Here is a 15635-nt window from a genome sequence, read left to right as displayed (position 1 = left end):
TGGTTTAGACCGCGACCTGATGATCCTGAAGGCCGGGACTGCTGACACGATAAATGCCAATCTCGCCCAACAGGTTAGGCCATATCTTGCTCGCCCACCCGTGTCGGTGTTGTTGATCTACGGCAAGGCGGTTGATCACTTGTGCTTCGCGCTCGCGGCACAGCGCCTCGAAGTCTTCGAAAGTACAGAAGTGAATGTTCGGCGTGTTGTACCAGGTGTAAGGCAGGAATTCGGAGACCGGCATCCGCCCCTTGCTGGCCAGGTACCAGCGGCAACGCCAGTGGCCGAAGTTCGGAAAGGTGATGATGCACTGGCGACCGACGCGCAGCATTTCATCGAGGATCCGGTCGGGGTAGTGCACGGCTTGCAGCGCCTGGGTCATGACCACGATATCAAAGCTGTTGCTGGCGAAGTTGCCCAGGCCCTTGTCGAGGTCTTGCTCGATGACGTTGATGCCCTTGGCCACACATTCGGCAATGTTGTCCGGGTCGTTTTCCAGGCCGTAACCGGTGACTTGCTTGTTGTCGCGCAGCCAGCTCAGCAGTTCGCCATCACCACAACCAAGGTCGAGCACGCGGCTGCCGGCGGGGATCCAGTCTTGGATGATTTCCAGGTCGGCTCTCATGGCGTTCTCACAGTTCTATGCGGTTCATGTAATTGCTGAAGGCTTGCAGGTAGCGCGGAATCGGGATCAGAAAGGCGTCATGGCCTTGCGGAGCGTCGATTTCCAGGTAGCAGACGTCTTTTTTCGCGGCCATCAATGCATCCACCAGCTCCCGCGAGCGGGCCGGCGAGAAGCGCCAGTCGGTGGTGAACGACATCACGCAGAAGCGTGCCTTGGCCCCGGCAAAGGTTTTGGCCAGGTCGTCGTCAAAGTTGGCCGCCGGGTCGAAGTAGTCCAGCGCCTTGGTCATCAACAGGTAAGTGTTGGCGTCGAAACGCCCGGAGAACTCTTCGCCCTGATAACGCAGGTAGCTCTCGACCTGGAACTCGACGCTGTGGAAGTCGTAGTTGAGGTTTTCGTTCTTCAGGCCACGGCCGAATTTTTCGCCCATCGAGTCATCGGACAGGTAGGTGATATGCCCGACCATGCGTGCCAGCATCAGGCCGCGCTTGGGAATCACGCCTTTTTCCTGGAACGAACCGCCGTGGAACTCGGGGTCGGTAAGGATGGCCTGACGAGCGACTTCGTTGAACGCGATATTTTGCGCGGACAATTTGGGCGCCGAGGCAATCGCCAGGCAATGGCGCAGGCGATCAGGGTAACTGATGCTCCACTGCAGCGCCTGCATGCCACCCAGGCTGCCGCCGATCACGGCGGCCCATTGGCTGATGCCCAGCCGGTCCGCCAGGCGAGCCTGACTGTGGACCCAATCTTCAACGGTCAACACCGGGAACTCGGCGCCAAACGGCCGGCCGGTTTCAGGGTTCATGCTGCTTGGGCCGGTAGAACCGTTGCAGCCGCCCAGGTTGTTGAGGCTGACGACGAAGAACTTGTTGGTGTCGATTGGCTTGCCGGGACCGATGCAACTGTCCCACCAGCCGGGCTTGCGATCATCGGCGCTGTGGTAGCCCGCCGCGTGATGGTGCCCTGACAGTGCGTGACAGATGAGTACGGCGTTGCTGGCCGAGGCATTGAGCTGGCCGTAGGTTTCGTAGATCAGATCATAGGCAGGCAGTGAGCGACCGCAGGCTAGCGCCAGGGGCTCGTTGAAGTGCGCTGTTTGCGGCACGACCAGACCAACGGAATCGGGGGGAAAGGCAGCTGGCATCGACCCTGCTCTCATTTAAATGAGGCGTAAGTCTAATGAGCGGGGGGCGTAGCAGCAAGCAATGGTCTGGGCTGATTTTATGACCTGTAGCCAAACTCTGTGGGAGCGGGCTTGCTCGCGATTGCATCACCGCAGTTTGTCGACCGAGCGCGGTGCCAGTATCGCGAGCAAGCCCGCTCCCACAGGTTCAGGGCCTGGCCAGCCCCGGCAAGTCCGGCAGTTTTTTGGGTGCATGCAAGCGCACGCGTTTCTGCCGGTTAAGCTCGCCGCTCACCAGGCTGACCTGACTTTTGGCTATGCCGAACGCCTTGGCCAGAAAGGCCATCAGGTGGGCGTTGGCCTTGCCCTCTACCGGTGGGGCGGTGAGACGGATTTTCAGGCGGTCACCGTGCAGGCCGGCGAACTCGTCGCTGCTGGCCTTGGGTTGCAGGTGACAGTCGAGAATCAGGTCCTCGCCGTCCCAACGGTAGTAGCTCATCAGATCAGGCCGAACAAGATGACCGGCATGCCGACGTACATGGCCAATGGCGGGATCACGAAGCTCTGGATCAGCTGGATCACCATAAACGCCAGGATGGGCGAGATATCCAGGCCGCCCATGCTTGGCAGGAAGCGGCGGAACGGGGCCAGGGCAGGTTCGGTGATCTGGTTGACCAGTTCAGCGCCAGGGCTGGTGCTGCCGGGTGCCACCCACGACAGGATCACGCTGATGATCATGGCGAAGAAGAACACTTTCAAAAACAGCGCAGTCACGCCAATGATCGCCCAGAGCAGCAGGCCAAAGACGTTGAACGACATGTAGCTGAGCGTCAGGACCACGGCGAAGATCACCATCTGCACGATGATCGCCAGTACCAGCGATGACATGTCCAGGCCGAACAGGCTCGGGATCACCCGGCGCAGCGGCTTGAGCAGCGGCTGGGTGGCCTTGACGATGAACTGGCACAGCGGGTTGTAGAAGTTCGCCCGCACCAGTTGCAGGATAAACCGCAGCAGTACGATCAGCAGGTAGAGGCTACCCAGGGTTTGAATCACGAAAATGGCAGCGCCATTAAGTCCGGACATCATGTGCTCCTTTATTGACCCAGTTGTTCGGCCATTTCGGCCGAGCGGTGCGCGGCGGCACTCAATGCTTTTTCGACCGTGGCGGCAAAGCCGTCGGCCTGGAATGACTTGATCGCTGCTTCAGTAGTACCGGCAGGCGAGGTCACGCGGCGGCGCAGCTCGGCAGCATCGACATCGCTGGCCACGGCCATGTGCGCGGCACCCAGTGCAGTCTGCTCGGCAAGCTGCTTGGCCACGTCACGGGGCAGGCCGAGCTTGACGCCGGCATCGGTCATGGCTTCGATCAACAGGAAGAAGTACGCCGGGCCGCTGCCGGACACGGCAGTCACGGCATCGATCTGCGCTTCGCTGTCCACCCACACCACAATGCCCACGGCACTTAGCAGTTGTTCAGCTTGCTGGCGTTGCTCGGCGGTAACATCGGCGGTGGCAAACAGGCCACTTACGCCCTTGCCCAGCAGGGCCGGGGTGTTGGGCATGCAGCGTACCAGCGGCTGGTTGCCCAGCCAGTCAAGCAGGCTGGCGCAGGTAATGCCGGCGGCAATGGATACCAGCAATTGATGGGGCTTGAGGTGCGGGCGCAGGTCCTGGCACACGGCTTTCATGGCCTGTGGCTTGACCGCGATCACGATCACATCGGCGTCCTGAATGGCTTGCGCGTTATCGGCAAACAGTTCGATGCCATGCTCGGCGGCCACTTTGGCCCGCGTCTCGGCACCCGGATCGCTGGCGCGGATCTGTGCTGCATCCAGGCCTTTGGCCAACAGGCCGCCGATCAAGCTGGAAGCCATGTTGCCGGCGCCGATAAAGGCAATACGCATTTTGCTCATAACCGATCCTTATAAAAAATGAGACAGGCCGTTTCAGGCCTGGCCGTAGTCGCGGGCGCCAAATAATGCAGTGCCGATGCGTACCCAGGTGGCGCCTTGGGCAATCGCAGACTCCAGGTCATGGCTCATGCCCATTGAAAGCGTATCAAGGCCCATGTTCAGGCTTTCTTGCAATGTGCGTACTGTCGCAAAGGCTGCGTCCTGCTCGGCGCGGTCCTCCGTGGGCTCGGGTATCGCCATCAGGCCGCGCAGTTTCAAGCGTGGCAGGGCGCTGATGGCGGCCGCCAGCGCAGGAAGGTCTGCCGGGGTACAGCCCGACTTGCTGGCCTCACCGCTGACATTGACCTGAATGCAGATATTGAGCGGCGGCAGGTTTGCCGGGCGCTGTTCAGACAGGCGCTGGGCAATTTTGAGCCGGTCAACGGAATGCACCCACGCAAAATGCTCGGCGATGTCGCGCGTCTTGTTCGATTGAATGGGGCCGATGAAGTGCCAACACAAGGGCAGGTCGGCTAATTCGAGCTGTTTGGCGCGGGCTTCCTGCAGGTAGTTTTCGCCAAAGTCGCGAATGCCCGCGGCATGGGCTTCACGCAGCGCGCCAGCAGGTTTGGTCTTGCTGACAGCGAGTAGATGAATGCTCGTTACATCACGTTGCACAGCCAGTGCGGCTGCACGGATGCGCGCCTCAACCCGGGCAATGTTGCCTGCTATCGTGGACATTCGTGTAAGCCCGCTGTTGTGAAAGTCAGCGGCATTCTACTGGAATTGGGAGGGGGGATGGATATCGCTGACCTGGTTGGCATGCAGCCGCTGGAAGCGGCTGCATGATTTGCCTGCGCTTAGCGTTGCACAACCTGCAGCGCGCCTTTCTCTTTAGGCAGCACACGCTTGGCAACCACATAGTGGTTCTGCCAGTAAGGCTTTTGCAGCGTGTCGATAGTCACCGACTTGCCGCGACGCGGAGCGTGGATAAAGCGGTCGTTGCCCAGGTAGATGGCAACGTGGTTGACCTTGCGGCTCTTGATGTTGAAAAACAGCAAGTCGCCAGGCTTCAAGTCCTTGCGCTCGACCTTTTGGCCATGGCCGCTGGCCATTTCGCTGGAGGTGCGTGGCAAATCAACGGCGGCCACGTCATTAAAGGCGTATTTGACCAGCCCGCTGCAGTCGAACCCTTTACTTGGGCTGCTGCCGCCCCAACGATAAGGGGTGCCCAGCACGTTGACGGCGCGGCTCAGCACCGTGCTGCTCTGCTTGTTGGCGGCGGCCAGGGAAGCGGCCGCAATTTTGCCCGGGGCCTTGCGGTGGGCTTTACTGGAGGCAGGACGTGCTACGGTCTTGCTGGTAGAGGCAACATAAGGCGCACTCGCAGATGACTTTGCGGTGTAGCCGGTGAAGCCCGAAGGAAGGTGTTGCTCACGATTGGTGGCGTGGGCGGCCAGTGGCAATAATAGGCAAATGGTTAGCCATGTCTTGAATATAGGACGCATTCGGCAGGGCTCAATGGTTATAAACGCGAAACTTTATAACAGCTTTTTTGTCCTTTCTCAGGCCATTTGTCAGGTGGACTGTAGGGTCAATTTCCGTAACGATGATGGCAAATTGTCGCATGGCGAGGGTGCAGGTCAGGTAACACAAGGCTTTGCGCCAATTTCTGTAAGACACTTTTACCTTTTGCACGACAGTAAAAAAGTCACAAAAAACTTCACAATATTTTTCTATCAGCAGCAAAGAGGGCATTTATGAGCGGCTATCGAGACGATGTTCAGCGCGATACTCACAGCAAAGTGCTGGGCTATTTGCTGTGGATTTTTGGTTTCCTGGGCGCGCACCGCTTTTATTACGGCAAGCCGGTAACCGGGACGATCTGGTTTTTCACCCTGGGCTTGTTGGGTATTGGCTGGTTGATCGACTTGTTCCTGATCCCGAGCATGGACCGTGAAGCCGACTTGCGGTTTACCGCAGGTAATACTGACTACAGCGTGGCCTGGATTCTGCTGACGTTTCTGGGCGTCTTGGGCGTACATCGGATGTACATGGGCAAATGGATCACAGGGATCATTTACCTGTTCACCGGCGGTTTTTTCCTGATCGGCGTCCTGTATGACTTCTGGACTCTGAACGATCAGATTTCGATCAAGAACGCAGAGCGTCGTTAAGACACAAATCCTGCCTATGTGGGAGCGAGCCTGCTCGCGAATGATCTTCGCGAGCAGGCTCGCTCCCACGACTACAGGTTATTGGTAGCGCGTTAGCCTTCGTAACTGATCCGCCCATCTACCAGCGTGTAACGCACGGCACTCGGTAGGCAATGGCCGAGGAACGGGCAGTTGTCGCCTTTGGAGTGCCATTGTTCACCGACCAGGGTCGAGGCCGCCGTGTCAAACAGCACCAGGTCTGCCGCCGAACCCACTGCCAGCTTGCCGGCTGGCAGGCGCAAGGCGTCAGCCGGGCCAGCGCTCAGGCGGTTGAGCAGCGTCGGCAGGTCGAGCAAGCCGTCTTCCACCAATGTCATCGCCAGCGGCAGAAGCACTTCAACACTGCTCATGCCCGGTTCGGTCGCGCCGAATGGTGCCAGTTTGGCATCGCGTTCGTGGGGCTGGTGATGGCTGGAGATGGCTTGCACCACGCCCGACTTCACAGCTTCGCGCAGGCCGTCACGGTCGGCGCGGGTGCGCAGTGGCGGTTGCACATGGTAAACGCTGGAAAAATCCACCAGCGCTTCGTCAGTCAGAATCAACTGATACAAGGCTACATCCGCAGTGACTTTCAGGCCACGAGCCTGGGCCTGAGCGATCAGGGCCACGCCACGGGCGCTGGTCAGCTGGCTGAAGTGTGCGCGCACGCCACTTTGTTCAACCAGCAGCAGGTCGCGGGCCAGGGCTACGGTTTCGGCGGTTTCCGGAATGCCCGGCAAGCCTCGGAACGCAGCCATTGCACCGTCGTGGGCAATCCCGCCTTCGGCCAGATCACGATCCTGGGAGTGGAAGATCACCGTCAGGTCGAACGTGGCGGCGTACTCCAGTGCCCGGCACAGGGTGCGGGTGTTGCTGAAACTGTTGAGGCCGTTGCCAAATGCCACACAGCCCGCGTCGCGCAGGGCGATCAGTTCGGCCAGTTGCTCGCCGTCCAGGCCTTTGCTCAATGCACCGATCGGGAACACCTTGCAGTTACCGGCTTCGCGGGCGCGGTCAAGGATCAGCTCGGCAACGGCCGAGGTGTCCAGCACCGGCTTGGTGTGCGGTGGGCAGCACAGGCTGGTGACGCCACCGGCCGCAGCCGCGCGGGTCTCGCTGGCGATGGTGCCTTTGCGGCTGTAGCCCGGTTCACGCAGGGCAACGTTGAGGTCAACCAGCCCGGGGGCGGCCACCAGGCCTTTGGCTTCGATGGTTTGCGTCGGGGTGAAACCGGCTGGCGCTGCGCCAATGGCAACGATCTTGCCGGCCTCCAGGTGCAGGTCAGTCACTTGATCCAGCTGGCTGGTCGGATCAATTACACGGGCGCCGAGAATGCTGAGCTTCACTGGGCGTTCTCCTGTTCGAATTGGCGCTGGGCGGTTTGCCCGCTCATGGTCATGGACAACACCGCCATGCGCACGGCAATGCCGTAGGTCACCTGGTTGAGGATCACCGAGTGCGGGCCATCGGCCACCGCGGATTCAATCTCGACCCCCCGGTTGATCGGCCCCGGGTGCATCACGATGCAATCAGGCTTGGCCCCGGCCAGGCGGGCGGTGGTCAGGCCGAACAGGCGGTAGAACTCGCCTTCGCTCGGCAGCAGGCCACCGGACATGCGCTCGCGCTGCAGGCGCAGCATGATCACCACATCCACGTCTTTCAGGCCTTCGGTCATGTCGGTGTAGACCTTCACGCCGTACTGCTCGATGCCGATCGGCAACAGGGTCTTCGGCGCGATAACGCGAATGTCCTTACAACCCAGGGTCTTGAGGGCGATCATGTTCGAACGTGCCACCCGCGAGTGCAGGATGTCACCGACGATGGCCACCGACAGGTTTTCGAAGCCGCCCTTGTGCCGACGGATGGTCAGCATGTCGAGCATGCCCTGGGTCGGGTGGGCATGGCGGCCGTCGCCGCCGTTGATGATTGCCACCTGCGGGCACACGTGCTCGGCAATGAAGTGCGCGGCGCCGGAGTCACCGTGGCGCACCACAAACATGTCGGCGGCCATGGCTTCTAGGTTGCGCAGGGTGTCGAGCAGGGTTTCGCCCTTGCTCGCCGACGAGGTCGACACGTTCAGCGTGATCACGTCGGCCGACAGGCGCTGGGCGGCCATTTCAAAGGTGGTGCGGGTGCGGGTGGAGTTTTCGAAGAACACGTTGCACACGGTCTTGCCGCGCAACAACGGGACTTTTTTCACGGCTCGGGCGCCGACTTCAAGGAACGAGTCGGCGGTGTCGAGGATTTCTGTCAGCAGTTCACGGGGCAAACCGTCGAGCGACAGAAAGTGGCGCAGCTGGCCCTGATCATTGAGCTGCAGCGGGCGCTTGGCGTCTGTAGGCGTCATCGCAATGGTCTCTTAGAGGGCTAGGTCTTGAAGTTCGAGTGTCAGTGGCGCGGGGCCGGACAATTTTACCCGCTCGCTCGGCTTGAGCGACAAGGTCGCGCCCACCACATCCGGACGGATCGGCAGCTCGGCGGCGTCCAGGTCCAGCAGGCTGACTAGGGTCACGCTGGCCGGACGACCATAGTCGAACAGCTCGTTCAGCGCTGCGCGAATGGTCCGACCGCTCATCAGCACATCGTCGATCAGCACCAGGTGCTGGCCTTCAATTTCGAATGGCAATTCGGAAGGCCGCACTTGCGGGTGCAGGCCGTTCTGGCTGAAATCATCGCGGTAGAACGACACGTCCAGCGTGCCCAGCGGGGCGTCGCTGTTCAGCGCCTTGAGCAGCGCCTGGGCAACCCAGATGCCGCCGGTGCGGATACCGATGTAACGTGGTTCGGTGATACCGCGACGGGCCAGGTGGGCCTTGAGATCAAGGGCCATCTGGGAGATCAGTTCAGCGGGAACAGGCAGGATCATGGTGGCTCCTTAAAAGGCCCGCGCAGCAGAACGTGCGGCGGCGGGCGCAAACAATGAGGCGGGTCAATTGTACAAGCGCCGGGTCAGTCTTGAGAGTGCGCCGGGTTTTCGTCGAGCCAGCCTTGCAGCACCAGTTTGGCGGCGATGGCATCAACGGGGTTGTCGCGGTAGCTGCCGCGCTGGCCGCCCTGGGCCCGGCGCTCGCCCTTGGCCTCGAAGGTGGTCAGGCGTTCATCATGGGTAAAAACCGGCAAATTGAAGCGGCCATTCAGACGATTGGCAAATTTCTGCGCCCGGGCGCAGAAGTCGCTCGGGGTGCCGTCCATGTTCAGGGGCATGCCGACCACCATTGCGTCGGGCTGCCACTCCTTGATCAGCTTTTCGATTTCTTCCCACTTGGGGATGCCATTCTCGGCTTTCAGGTTGCACAGTTCGCGGGCCTGGCCAGTAATCATCTGGCCCACAGCCACGCCGATGGAGCGGGTGCCGTAGTCGAAGCCCAGCAGTAAACGAAGGCTGGCCATCAGCAATGGCCTGCTTGGGTGCTTAACAAATTGAGGTTCACTCCGAGGTGTTTGGCGGCTGCGTCGAGGCGCAGCTCGCTTGGGGTATCAAACAGGATATGAGCAGAATAGGGGCAGGTCAGCCAGGCGTTGTCGGCCAATTCGGCCTCCAGCTGGCCAGCATCCCAGCCGGCATAGCCCAGGCAGATCAGGCTGCGGTTCGGGCCGCGGCCGTCGGCAATGCTGAACAACACATCGGCAGAGGTACTCAGGGCCAGCCCGTCGTCGAGTTCGACTGTAGCGTCAAAGTTCATGCTGGCCGGATGCAGGACAAAGCCACGGTCGATCATGACAGGCCCGCCACCGAAGACCGGCACGTGCTGGCACAGGGGTGAAGAAAGTTTTTCCGGGCGCAACTGCTCAAGAACATCCGCCAGGTTCAGTTCCAGCGGACGGTTGATCATCAACCCCATGGCACCATTGGCCGTGTGCTCGACGATGTAGGTCAAGGAGTGGGCAAAGTTCGGGTCGGCCATATGGGGCATGGCGATCAGGAATTGATGCTTGAGGTAAGTCGGCGCGTGTTTTTTCATGAGTCTTAGTGTGGCGCTGGCAGCGTGAACTGACAAGTTTGCAGCTCAAGATTCCTGGGTCTTTGTGGGAGCGGGCTTGCTCGCGATACAGGCGGCGCGGTTTAACGTTAAAACGCAGCGATCCAATCGCGAGCAAGCCCGCTCCCACAGTGCTTCAGTTGCTGGACAGGCGGTCGCCTTCGGCGAATTTCCAGGTGCGGATGATCTCCAGCCGGTCGATGTCCGCCAGATCACCGGTAAAGGGGGCAAAAGGTGCCGCCAGGCGCACGATGCGTTGTGCCGCCTGGTCCAGCAGCGGCTGGCCCGACGATTCAAGCACCAGCACTTCATGCAGCGAACCGTCGCGGTTGATCGACACCAGCAGGCGCAGTTTGCCGTAGATCTTTTCCCGGCGTGCCTGCTCGGGGTAGTTGAGGTTGCCGATGCGTTCAATCTTCTTGCGCCAGTCTTCTTTATACCAGGCGCCCTTGTCGCGCATGGTCGAAGCCGCGCTCATGCGGTAGATCTTCGGGCGCTTGGCGTACAGCTGCTGCTCGTTGGCCAGTTCGGCTTCGAGGCTGGAAATCTCGCTGGACAGCTGGGAACTGTCGAACGTTGGAATGCTGGCCTTGGGTGCCGCTTCGGTCTTGACCTTCTGCGGCTGGCTCGGGGCTTTTTTTGCCGTGGGCGCCACGGTAGTCACGGCGGCCTTGGGTGCGGCCTGGGTCTGTTCGGGTTTGGCGGCAGGCGGCGGGGTGACCTTCTTGACGCTGTTGTCCTGGAAAGGGGCGATTTCCGTCGTCTTGGGCACGGCTTTCTTGTCCAGCGTGCCGCTGCCCTGCTGGTTGTCCTGGGCTAAAAAGTCGGCTTTTTCCGGCGCTTTTTCGCTTTTGAACGTGGACAGGGTGATTTCCAGGGTTTTGCTGATCTGTTTGGGCGCTTCCATGTTGAACCCCACGCCGACGATCACTGCAATATGCAGCAGTGCCGCGACAAACAGGGTAAATCCGAGGCGATCGGCCGCACGCACGCCTTTATGGCCGAGTTCGGGGGGCAGGTCGTTGGGAGGTGTCATGGCAAAAAGACCAACATCGCGGGTTTCACGGGGTGCCCATGATAGCGCAATGTTGGTCTTTTATAGGGCTTGCAGATCAGCGTGCAGCGAGCTTGCGCTCTATCGCATCCATCAACAGGGCGCCGATATTGGTGCCGAACGCATTATCGATCTCGCGGATGCAGGTCGGGCTGGTAACGTTGATTTCAGTCAGGTGCTCACCGATTACGTCCAGACCTACAAATAGCAGACCCTTTTCACGCAGCGTCGGGCCGACCTGAGCTGCAATCCAGCGGTCCTTTTCGCTCAACGGGCGGGCTTCGCCACGACCGCCTGCGGCGAGGTTGCCGCGGGTCTCACCTTGCGCCGGAATACGCGCCAGGCAGTAATCTACCGGCTCGCCGTCAATCATCAGGATGCGTTTGTCGCCATCCTTGATCGCCGGCAAATAGCCCTGCGCCATGATCTGCTGAGTGCCGTTGTTGGTCAGGGTTTCGAGAATCACCGACAGGTTCGGGTCGCCCACTCGGTGGCGGAAAATCGAGGTGCCGCCCATGCCGTCCAGCGGTTTGAGGATCACGTCACCGTGCAAGGCAGCAAATTCACGCAGCACGTCGGCGCGGCGGCTGACCACGGTTGGCGGCGTGCATTGGGTGAACTGGGTGGCGAACAGTTTTTCGTTACAGTCGCGCAGGCTCTGCGGTTTGTTGACGATCAGTACGCCATCGCGCTCGGCCTGTTCCAGCAGGTAGGTGGAGTACACAAACTCCATGTCGAAGGGCGGGTCCTTGCGCATCAGGATCACGTCCAGATCGCTCAGGGCCGTGTCGGTCTCGGCGTCCAGCTCAAACCACTTTTGCGGGTTGGCGAACACCTTCAGCGGCTTCATGCGGGCCCGGGCCTTGCCTTCATTCAGGTAAAGGTCTTGCTGCTCCATGTAGAACAGGGTCCAGCCACGGTCCTGGGCTGCCAGCAACATGGCCAGCGAGCTGTCCTTTTTATAGGAGATGCCCGCAATGGGGTCCATGACAATCCCGACTCGAACGCTCATGGCAAATTCCTCAAATAAATAGTGGGCGCAAAGGCTTTGAAAAGTGGCGCCAGAGTGGCGCTGAGTGTGGCCCCGGTCAAGGAAAAACCGCCTGCTCCAGTCAGCCCGCAGCCCTTCGATAGATTGAAGGTCGTGACTGTGCTAAAAAGGCTCGCACAGTGCTTGCAGCCCTTGTCCATCAAGGAGTTGGGGTTTCAGGCCGTACAGTTGTAACAAAACGGGTCGCCTTGGCGATGGTAGAGCAGATATGGAAAAGCATTCCAGCGCCTTGAAGGTGATGGTGATCGACGATTCGAAAACCATTCGCCGCACCGCCGAAACACTCTTGAAAAACGTGGGCTGCGAGGTGATTACCGCCATCGATGGCTTTGATGCGCTGGCCAAGATTGTCGACCACCACCCGCACATTATCTTTGTCGACATCATGATGCCGCGCCTGGATGGCTATCAGACCTGCGCCCTGATCAAGAGCAACCGGGCTTTCAAGTCGATCCCGGTGATCATGTTGTCGTCCAAGGACGGTCTGTTCGACAAGGCCAAGGGGCGGATTGTTGGCTCTGATCAATTTTTGACCAAGCCCTTCAGTCGCGACGAACTGCTGAGCGCAATCAAGGCACATGTGCCAGCCTTCACTATCACCCAAAGTGCCCAATAACACCGGCCAGCCGGCCAACCACCTGATAAATGGGGAACACCATGGCTCGCATTCTGATCGTCGATGATTCGCCGACTGAAATGTACAAATTGACCGGCATGCTCGAAAAGCACGGCCATGTAGTGCTCAAGGCCGAAAACGGCGCAGACGGTGTTGCCCTGGCGCGTCAGGAAAAGCCCGATGTGGTCTTGATGGACATTGTGATGCCGGGCCTCAACGGCTTTCAGGCGACGCGTCAGCTCACAAAAGATCCGGAAACCGGCAACATCCCGGTGATCGTCGTGACGACCAAGGATCAGGAAACCGACATGGTCTGGGCCCAGCGCCAGGGTGCCAAGGGCTACCTGACCAAACCGGTGGATGAAGAGCAACTGATCCTCAAGGTGAAACAAATCCTGGAAGAAAACCCTCCTAAATGACGGTCATCCTATGCCCGGCGCACTGACAGCCTTCGAACTGCTGCTTGAGATCGACCAGCGTTGTCGCTCGCTGGCGGCGGGTCTGGCGCCTGCACAGGCGCAGCTCGACACCTGGAGCGGTATTGGTTTTCGCATCGGCGAGCATTGTTTTGTGGCGCCGATGGGCGAAATTGCCGAGATCCTGCATGAACCACGGTTCACCCTGCTGCCCGGGGTAAAACCCTGGGTCAAGGGCGTGGCCAATTTGCGTGGGCAACTGCTGCCGATCATGGATTTGTGCGGTTTTTTCGGGGTCGAGCTGTCACCCTTGCGTAAACAGCGCCGTGTATTGGTGCTGGAATACAAAGACGTGTTTGTCGGCTTGCAGGTCGATGAAGTGCAGGGCATGCAGCACTTCGCCCATGCCGACCTCAATACGGATACGCAAACCTTGCCCCACCCGGTATTTGCACCTTATGTGCAAGGGCACTTTGCCGCTGAGCACCTGTGGTGGGTGTTCAGCCCGTTTGCCCTGGCCCGGGCGCCACAGTTCTGGGCGGTGGCCGTATGAGCAGGCTTTCAGCTTTAAAACGGGATTTCGGGACCTGATCGATGACCACAGCCAATACCGCTAAACCACTGGAAGGGTCGCGCAGTCGTTCGCAGATCATCGTGCTTTTTATCGCCCTGATCGTGTTCATCATGCTGTTATTCGCCAACTTTGCTTACCTCAATACCCAGTCCAACTACGACAAGCAGTACATCAGCCACGCAGGTGAGTTGCGGGTGCTGTCCCAGCGTATCGCCAAAAACGCCACCGAGGCCGCTGCCGGCAAAGCCGCCGCATTCAAGTTGCTGATTGATGCGCGCAATGATTTCAGCCAGCGCTGGGGTTATCTGAGAAAAGGCGACCCGGCCACCGGCCTGCCTCCTGCTCCTGCAGCCGTACATAAAGAAATGCAGGCGGTGCAACGTGACTGGGAGCTGCTGCTCAACAACGTCAACGCCATTCTGGCCAGCGAACAAACCGTGCTGTCGCTGCATCAGGTGGCTGCAACCCTGGCCGAGACCGTGCCGCAGTTGCAGGTTGAATACGAAAAAGTCGTCGAAATCCTTTTGCAGCGAGGCGCCCCTGCCAGCCAGGTAGCCCTGGCCCAGCGCCAGTCCTTGTTGGCCGAGCGTATTCTGGGTGCGGTCAATACCGTGCTGGCCGGTGACGAAAACGCTGCCCAGGCCGCCGGTGCCTTTGGCCGTGATGCCAACCGCTTCGGGCTGGTGCTCAACGGCATGCTCGAAGGCAATGAAGGGATGAGAATTACCCAGGTTGAAGACAAGGATGCCCGCGCCCGCTTGCAGGAGATTTCCGAGCTGTTCCAGTTTGTGTCCGGTACGGTGGATGAAATCCTTGAAACCTCGCCGCAACTGTTCCATGTGCGCGAAGCGGCAAACAACATTTTCAGCCTGTCGCAAACCCTCCTCGATGAAGCCTCGACCCTGGCCAATGGTTTTGAAAACCTCGCCAGCGGGCGCTCGCTGGATATCATCGGCGGTTATGTTCTGGGCTTGCTGGCACTGGCATCGATTATCTTGATCGGCCTGGTGATGGTGCGCGAAACCAATCGCCAATTGCGCGAGACGGCGGAAAAGAACGAGCGAAACCAGAACGCGATCATGCGCTTGCTTGACGAGATTGCCGATCTGGCGGACGGCGACCTGACGGTGACCGCCTCGGTGACCGAAGATTTCACCGGTGCCATCGCCGACTCGATCAATTACTCCATCGACCAGCTGCGTGAACTGGTGGCCACCATCAACCTGACAGCAGGCCAGGTGGCGGCAGCGGTACAGGAAACCCAGGCCACCGCCATGCAGCTTGCCGAAGCTTCCGAGCATCAGGCCCAGCAGATTGCCGAGGCCTCCGGGGCGATCCAGGAAATGGCCCATTCGATCGACGAGGTATCGGCCAACGCTTCCGAATCTTCGGCGGTTGCCGAGCGTTCCGTAGCGATTGCCAACAAGGGCAATGAAGTGGTTCATAACACCATTCGCGGCATGGACAATATTCGCGATCAGATCCAGGACACCGCCAAGCGAATCAAGCGCCTTGGCGAGTCTTCACAGGAAATCGGCGATATCGTCAGCCTGATTGATGATATTGCCGATCAGACCAATATTTTGGCGCTCAATGCGGCCATTCAGGCCTCGATGGCCGGTGATGCCGGGCGCGGCTTTGCCGTGGTGGCCGACGAAGTGCAGCGCCTGGCCGAGCGCTCATCGGCGGCGACGCGGCAAATCGAAACCCTGGTGCGGGCCATTCAGGCCGATACCAACGAGGCCGTGATTTCGATGGAGCAAACCACTACCGAAGTGGTGCGCGGTGCCCGTCTGGCCCATGACGCTGGCGTGGCGCTGGAAGAGATCGAAGGGGTGTCGCAAAACCTGGCAGACCTGATTCAAAGTATCTCCAATGCCGCACAAAAGCAGACCACTTCGGCGGCGCAGATTTCCCTGACCATGAGTGTCATTCAGCAAATCACCAATCAGACCTCGTCCGGCTCCACGGCGACCGCCGAAAGCATCGGCAATCTGGCCAAAATGGCCAGCCAGCTGCGGCGCTCGGTGTCCGGTTTTACTTTGCCTGCTCCGTCCAAAGACCATGAGCCACAGTAATGCGCTGCAATTCTGACTGGAGTCG

At 59.7% G+C, this 15635-nt stretch carries 19 protein-coding genes; 5 read left to right on the top strand and 14 right to left on the bottom strand.

Translation table 11 applies throughout. The annotated features are described in order from the left end of the window. Positions 1-4: 4 nt before the first annotated feature. The 7 genes from metW to HBN79_RS05405 form a co-directional block, all read right to left on the bottom strand. On the bottom strand, positions 5-625 hold the full coding sequence (gene metW / locus HBN79_RS05435; protein ID WP_016782543.1) for a methionine biosynthesis protein MetW: 621 nt from the start codon (positions 623-625) through the stop codon (positions 5-7). A gap of 7 nt (positions 626-632) precedes the next feature. Further along, positions 633-1772: a homoserine O-acetyltransferase gene (locus tag HBN79_RS05430; RefSeq protein ID WP_094999850.1), complete on the bottom strand. Its 1140-nt coding sequence runs from the start codon at positions 1770-1772 to the stop codon at positions 633-635. A gap of 187 nt (positions 1773-1959) precedes the next feature. Continuing rightward, positions 1960-2250: a DUF167 domain-containing protein gene (locus tag HBN79_RS05425; RefSeq protein WP_095019607.1), complete on the bottom strand. Its 291-nt coding sequence runs from the start codon at positions 2248-2250 to the stop codon at positions 1960-1962. Next, complete coding sequence (locus tag HBN79_RS05420) at positions 2250-2837, bottom strand: YggT family protein (RefSeq protein ID WP_094999852.1); 588 nt, start codon at positions 2835-2837, stop codon at positions 2250-2252. Before HBN79_RS05420 ends, HBN79_RS05425 begins: the two co-directional genes overlap by 1 nt. 11 nt (positions 2838-2848) lie before the next feature. Next, complete coding sequence (gene proC, locus HBN79_RS05415; protein WP_094999853.1) at positions 2849-3667, bottom strand: pyrroline-5-carboxylate reductase; 819 nt, start codon at positions 3665-3667, stop codon at positions 2849-2851. 33 nt (positions 3668-3700) lie between these two features. After that, complete coding sequence (locus HBN79_RS05410) at positions 3701-4387, bottom strand: YggS family pyridoxal phosphate-dependent enzyme (RefSeq protein ID WP_095019608.1); 687 nt, start codon at positions 4385-4387, stop codon at positions 3701-3703. A 119-nt stretch (positions 4388-4506) separates the two neighbouring features. After that, positions 4507-5154: a C40 family peptidase gene (locus HBN79_RS05405; RefSeq protein ID WP_094999855.1), complete on the bottom strand. Its 648-nt coding sequence runs from the start codon at positions 5152-5154 to the stop codon at positions 4507-4509. Positions 5155-5406: 252 nt separating this feature from the next. Between HBN79_RS05405 and HBN79_RS05400 the strand changes: the two genes are divergently transcribed. Next, positions 5407-5823, top strand: coding sequence for a TM2 domain-containing protein (locus HBN79_RS05400; RefSeq protein ID WP_094999857.1), 417 nt, complete (start codon positions 5407-5409; stop codon positions 5821-5823). Positions 5824-5915: 92 nt separating this feature from the next. On the opposite strand, the gene HBN79_RS05395 is transcribed toward HBN79_RS05400, so the two are convergent. The 7 genes from HBN79_RS05395 to gshB form a co-directional block, all read right to left on the bottom strand. Continuing rightward, positions 5916-7187, bottom strand: coding sequence for a dihydroorotase (locus HBN79_RS05395; protein WP_169916433.1), 1272 nt, complete (start codon positions 7185-7187; stop codon positions 5916-5918). Next, positions 7184-8188 carry an aspartate carbamoyltransferase catalytic subunit gene (locus tag HBN79_RS05390; RefSeq protein WP_094999859.1) on the bottom strand — a complete coding sequence of 335 codons (1005 nt, stop codon included), beginning with the start codon at positions 8186-8188 and terminating at the stop codon, positions 7184-7186. Before HBN79_RS05390 ends, HBN79_RS05395 begins: the two co-directional genes overlap by 4 nt. Before the next feature lie 12 nt (positions 8189-8200). Then, positions 8201-8707, bottom strand: a complete 507-nt coding sequence (pyrR, locus tag HBN79_RS05385) for a bifunctional pyr operon transcriptional regulator/uracil phosphoribosyltransferase PyrR (protein WP_095023228.1) — start codon at positions 8705-8707, stop codon at positions 8201-8203. Positions 8708-8790: 83 nt separating this feature from the next. Further along, on the bottom strand, positions 8791-9231 hold the full coding sequence (gene ruvX / locus HBN79_RS05380; protein ID WP_088378774.1) for a Holliday junction resolvase RuvX: 441 nt from the start codon (positions 9229-9231) through the stop codon (positions 8791-8793). Beyond that, a complete protein-coding gene (locus tag HBN79_RS05375; RefSeq protein WP_094999861.1) occupies positions 9231-9803 on the bottom strand; it encodes a YqgE/AlgH family protein in 573 nt (190 codons plus the stop codon). The genes ruvX and HBN79_RS05375 overlap by 1 nt, the downstream gene beginning before the upstream one ends. A gap of 154 nt (positions 9804-9957) precedes the next feature. After that, positions 9958-10857, bottom strand: coding sequence for an energy transducer TonB (locus tag HBN79_RS05370; protein WP_094999862.1), 900 nt, complete (start codon positions 10855-10857; stop codon positions 9958-9960). Positions 10858-10933: 76 nt separating this feature from the next. Beyond that, positions 10934-11887: a glutathione synthase gene (gene gshB / locus HBN79_RS05365; RefSeq protein ID WP_094999863.1), complete on the bottom strand. Its 954-nt coding sequence runs from the start codon at positions 11885-11887 to the stop codon at positions 10934-10936. 247 nt (positions 11888-12134) lie between these two features. Between gshB and pilG the strand changes: the two genes are divergently transcribed. Genes pilG through HBN79_RS05345 form a run of 4 tightly spaced genes read left to right on the top strand, consistent with a single transcriptional unit; the run spans position 12135 to position 15610 of the window. After that, a complete protein-coding gene (gene pilG / locus HBN79_RS05360) occupies positions 12135-12542 on the top strand; it encodes a twitching motility response regulator PilG (RefSeq protein ID WP_095019610.1) in 408 nt (135 codons plus the stop codon). A 41-nt stretch (positions 12543-12583) separates the two neighbouring features. Then, on the top strand, positions 12584-12961 hold the full coding sequence (gene pilH, locus HBN79_RS05355) for a twitching motility response regulator PilH (protein ID WP_095019611.1): 378 nt from the start codon (positions 12584-12586) through the stop codon (positions 12959-12961). A gap of 10 nt (positions 12962-12971) precedes the next feature. Then, positions 12972-13511 (top strand): chemotaxis protein CheW, encoded by a 540-nt coding sequence (locus tag HBN79_RS05350; RefSeq protein WP_094999866.1) that lies wholly within the window; start codon positions 12972-12974, stop codon positions 13509-13511. Positions 13512-13552: 41 nt separating this feature from the next. After that, on the top strand, positions 13553-15610 hold the full coding sequence (locus tag HBN79_RS05345; RefSeq protein ID WP_094999867.1) for a methyl-accepting chemotaxis protein: 2058 nt from the start codon (positions 13553-13555) through the stop codon (positions 15608-15610). The last annotated feature ends 25 nt before the right edge of the window (positions 15611-15635 follow it).

Origin of the sequence: Pseudomonas sp. WS 5051 (assembly GCF_012985715.1) — a bacterium.
GTDB classification, from domain to species: Bacteria; Pseudomonadota; Gammaproteobacteria; order Pseudomonadales; family Pseudomonadaceae; genus Aquipseudomonas; species Aquipseudomonas bubulae.
This window is presented reverse-complemented; position numbering and strand designations above follow the sequence as displayed.

Excerpts from the sequence above, each read along its gene's own strand:
- metW (WP_016782543.1), bottom strand. The coding sequence starts at position 625 with ATGAGAGCCGACCTGGAAATCATCCAAGACTGGATCCCCGCCGGCAGC.
- HBN79_RS05430 (WP_094999850.1), bottom strand. The coding sequence starts at position 1,772 with ATGCCAGCTGCCTTTCCCCCCGATTCCGTTGGTCTGGTCGTGCCGCAA.
- HBN79_RS05425 (WP_095019607.1), bottom strand. The coding sequence starts at position 2,250 with ATGAGCTACTACCGTTGGGACGGCGAGGACCTGATTCTCGACTGTCAC.
- HBN79_RS05420 (WP_094999852.1), bottom strand. The coding sequence starts at position 2,837 with ATGTCCGGACTTAATGGCGCTGCCATTTTCGTGATTCAAACCCTGGGT.
- proC (WP_094999853.1), bottom strand. The coding sequence starts at position 3,667 with ATGAGCAAAATGCGTATTGCCTTTATCGGCGCCGGCAACATGGCTTCC.
- HBN79_RS05410 (WP_095019608.1), bottom strand. The coding sequence starts at position 4,387 with ATGTCCACGATAGCAGGCAACATTGCCCGGGTTGAGGCGCGCATCCGT.
- HBN79_RS05405 (WP_094999855.1), bottom strand. The coding sequence starts at position 5,154 with ATGCGTCCTATATTCAAGACATGGCTAACCATTTGCCTATTATTGCCA.
- HBN79_RS05400 (WP_094999857.1), top strand. The coding sequence starts at position 5,407 with ATGAGCGGCTATCGAGACGATGTTCAGCGCGATACTCACAGCAAAGTG.
- HBN79_RS05390 (WP_094999859.1), bottom strand. The coding sequence starts at position 8,188 with ATGACGCCTACAGACGCCAAGCGCCCGCTGCAGCTCAATGATCAGGGC.
- pyrR (WP_095023228.1), bottom strand. The coding sequence starts at position 8,707 with ATGATCCTGCCTGTTCCCGCTGAACTGATCTCCCAGATGGCCCTTGAT.
- ruvX (WP_088378774.1), bottom strand. The coding sequence starts at position 9,231 with ATGGCCAGCCTTCGTTTACTGCTGGGCTTCGACTACGGCACCCGCTCC.
- HBN79_RS05375 (WP_094999861.1), bottom strand. The coding sequence starts at position 9,803 with ATGAAAAAACACGCGCCGACTTACCTCAAGCATCAATTCCTGATCGCC.
- HBN79_RS05370 (WP_094999862.1), bottom strand. The coding sequence starts at position 10,857 with ATGACACCTCCCAACGACCTGCCCCCCGAACTCGGCCATAAAGGCGTG.
- gshB (WP_094999863.1), bottom strand. The coding sequence starts at position 11,887 with ATGAGCGTTCGAGTCGGGATTGTCATGGACCCCATTGCGGGCATCTCC.
- pilG (WP_095019610.1), top strand. The coding sequence starts at position 12,135 with ATGGAAAAGCATTCCAGCGCCTTGAAGGTGATGGTGATCGACGATTCG.
- pilH (WP_095019611.1), top strand. The coding sequence starts at position 12,584 with ATGGCTCGCATTCTGATCGTCGATGATTCGCCGACTGAAATGTACAAA.
- HBN79_RS05350 (WP_094999866.1), top strand. The coding sequence starts at position 12,972 with ATGCCCGGCGCACTGACAGCCTTCGAACTGCTGCTTGAGATCGACCAG.
- HBN79_RS05345 (WP_094999867.1), top strand. The coding sequence starts at position 13,553 with ATGACCACAGCCAATACCGCTAAACCACTGGAAGGGTCGCGCAGTCGT.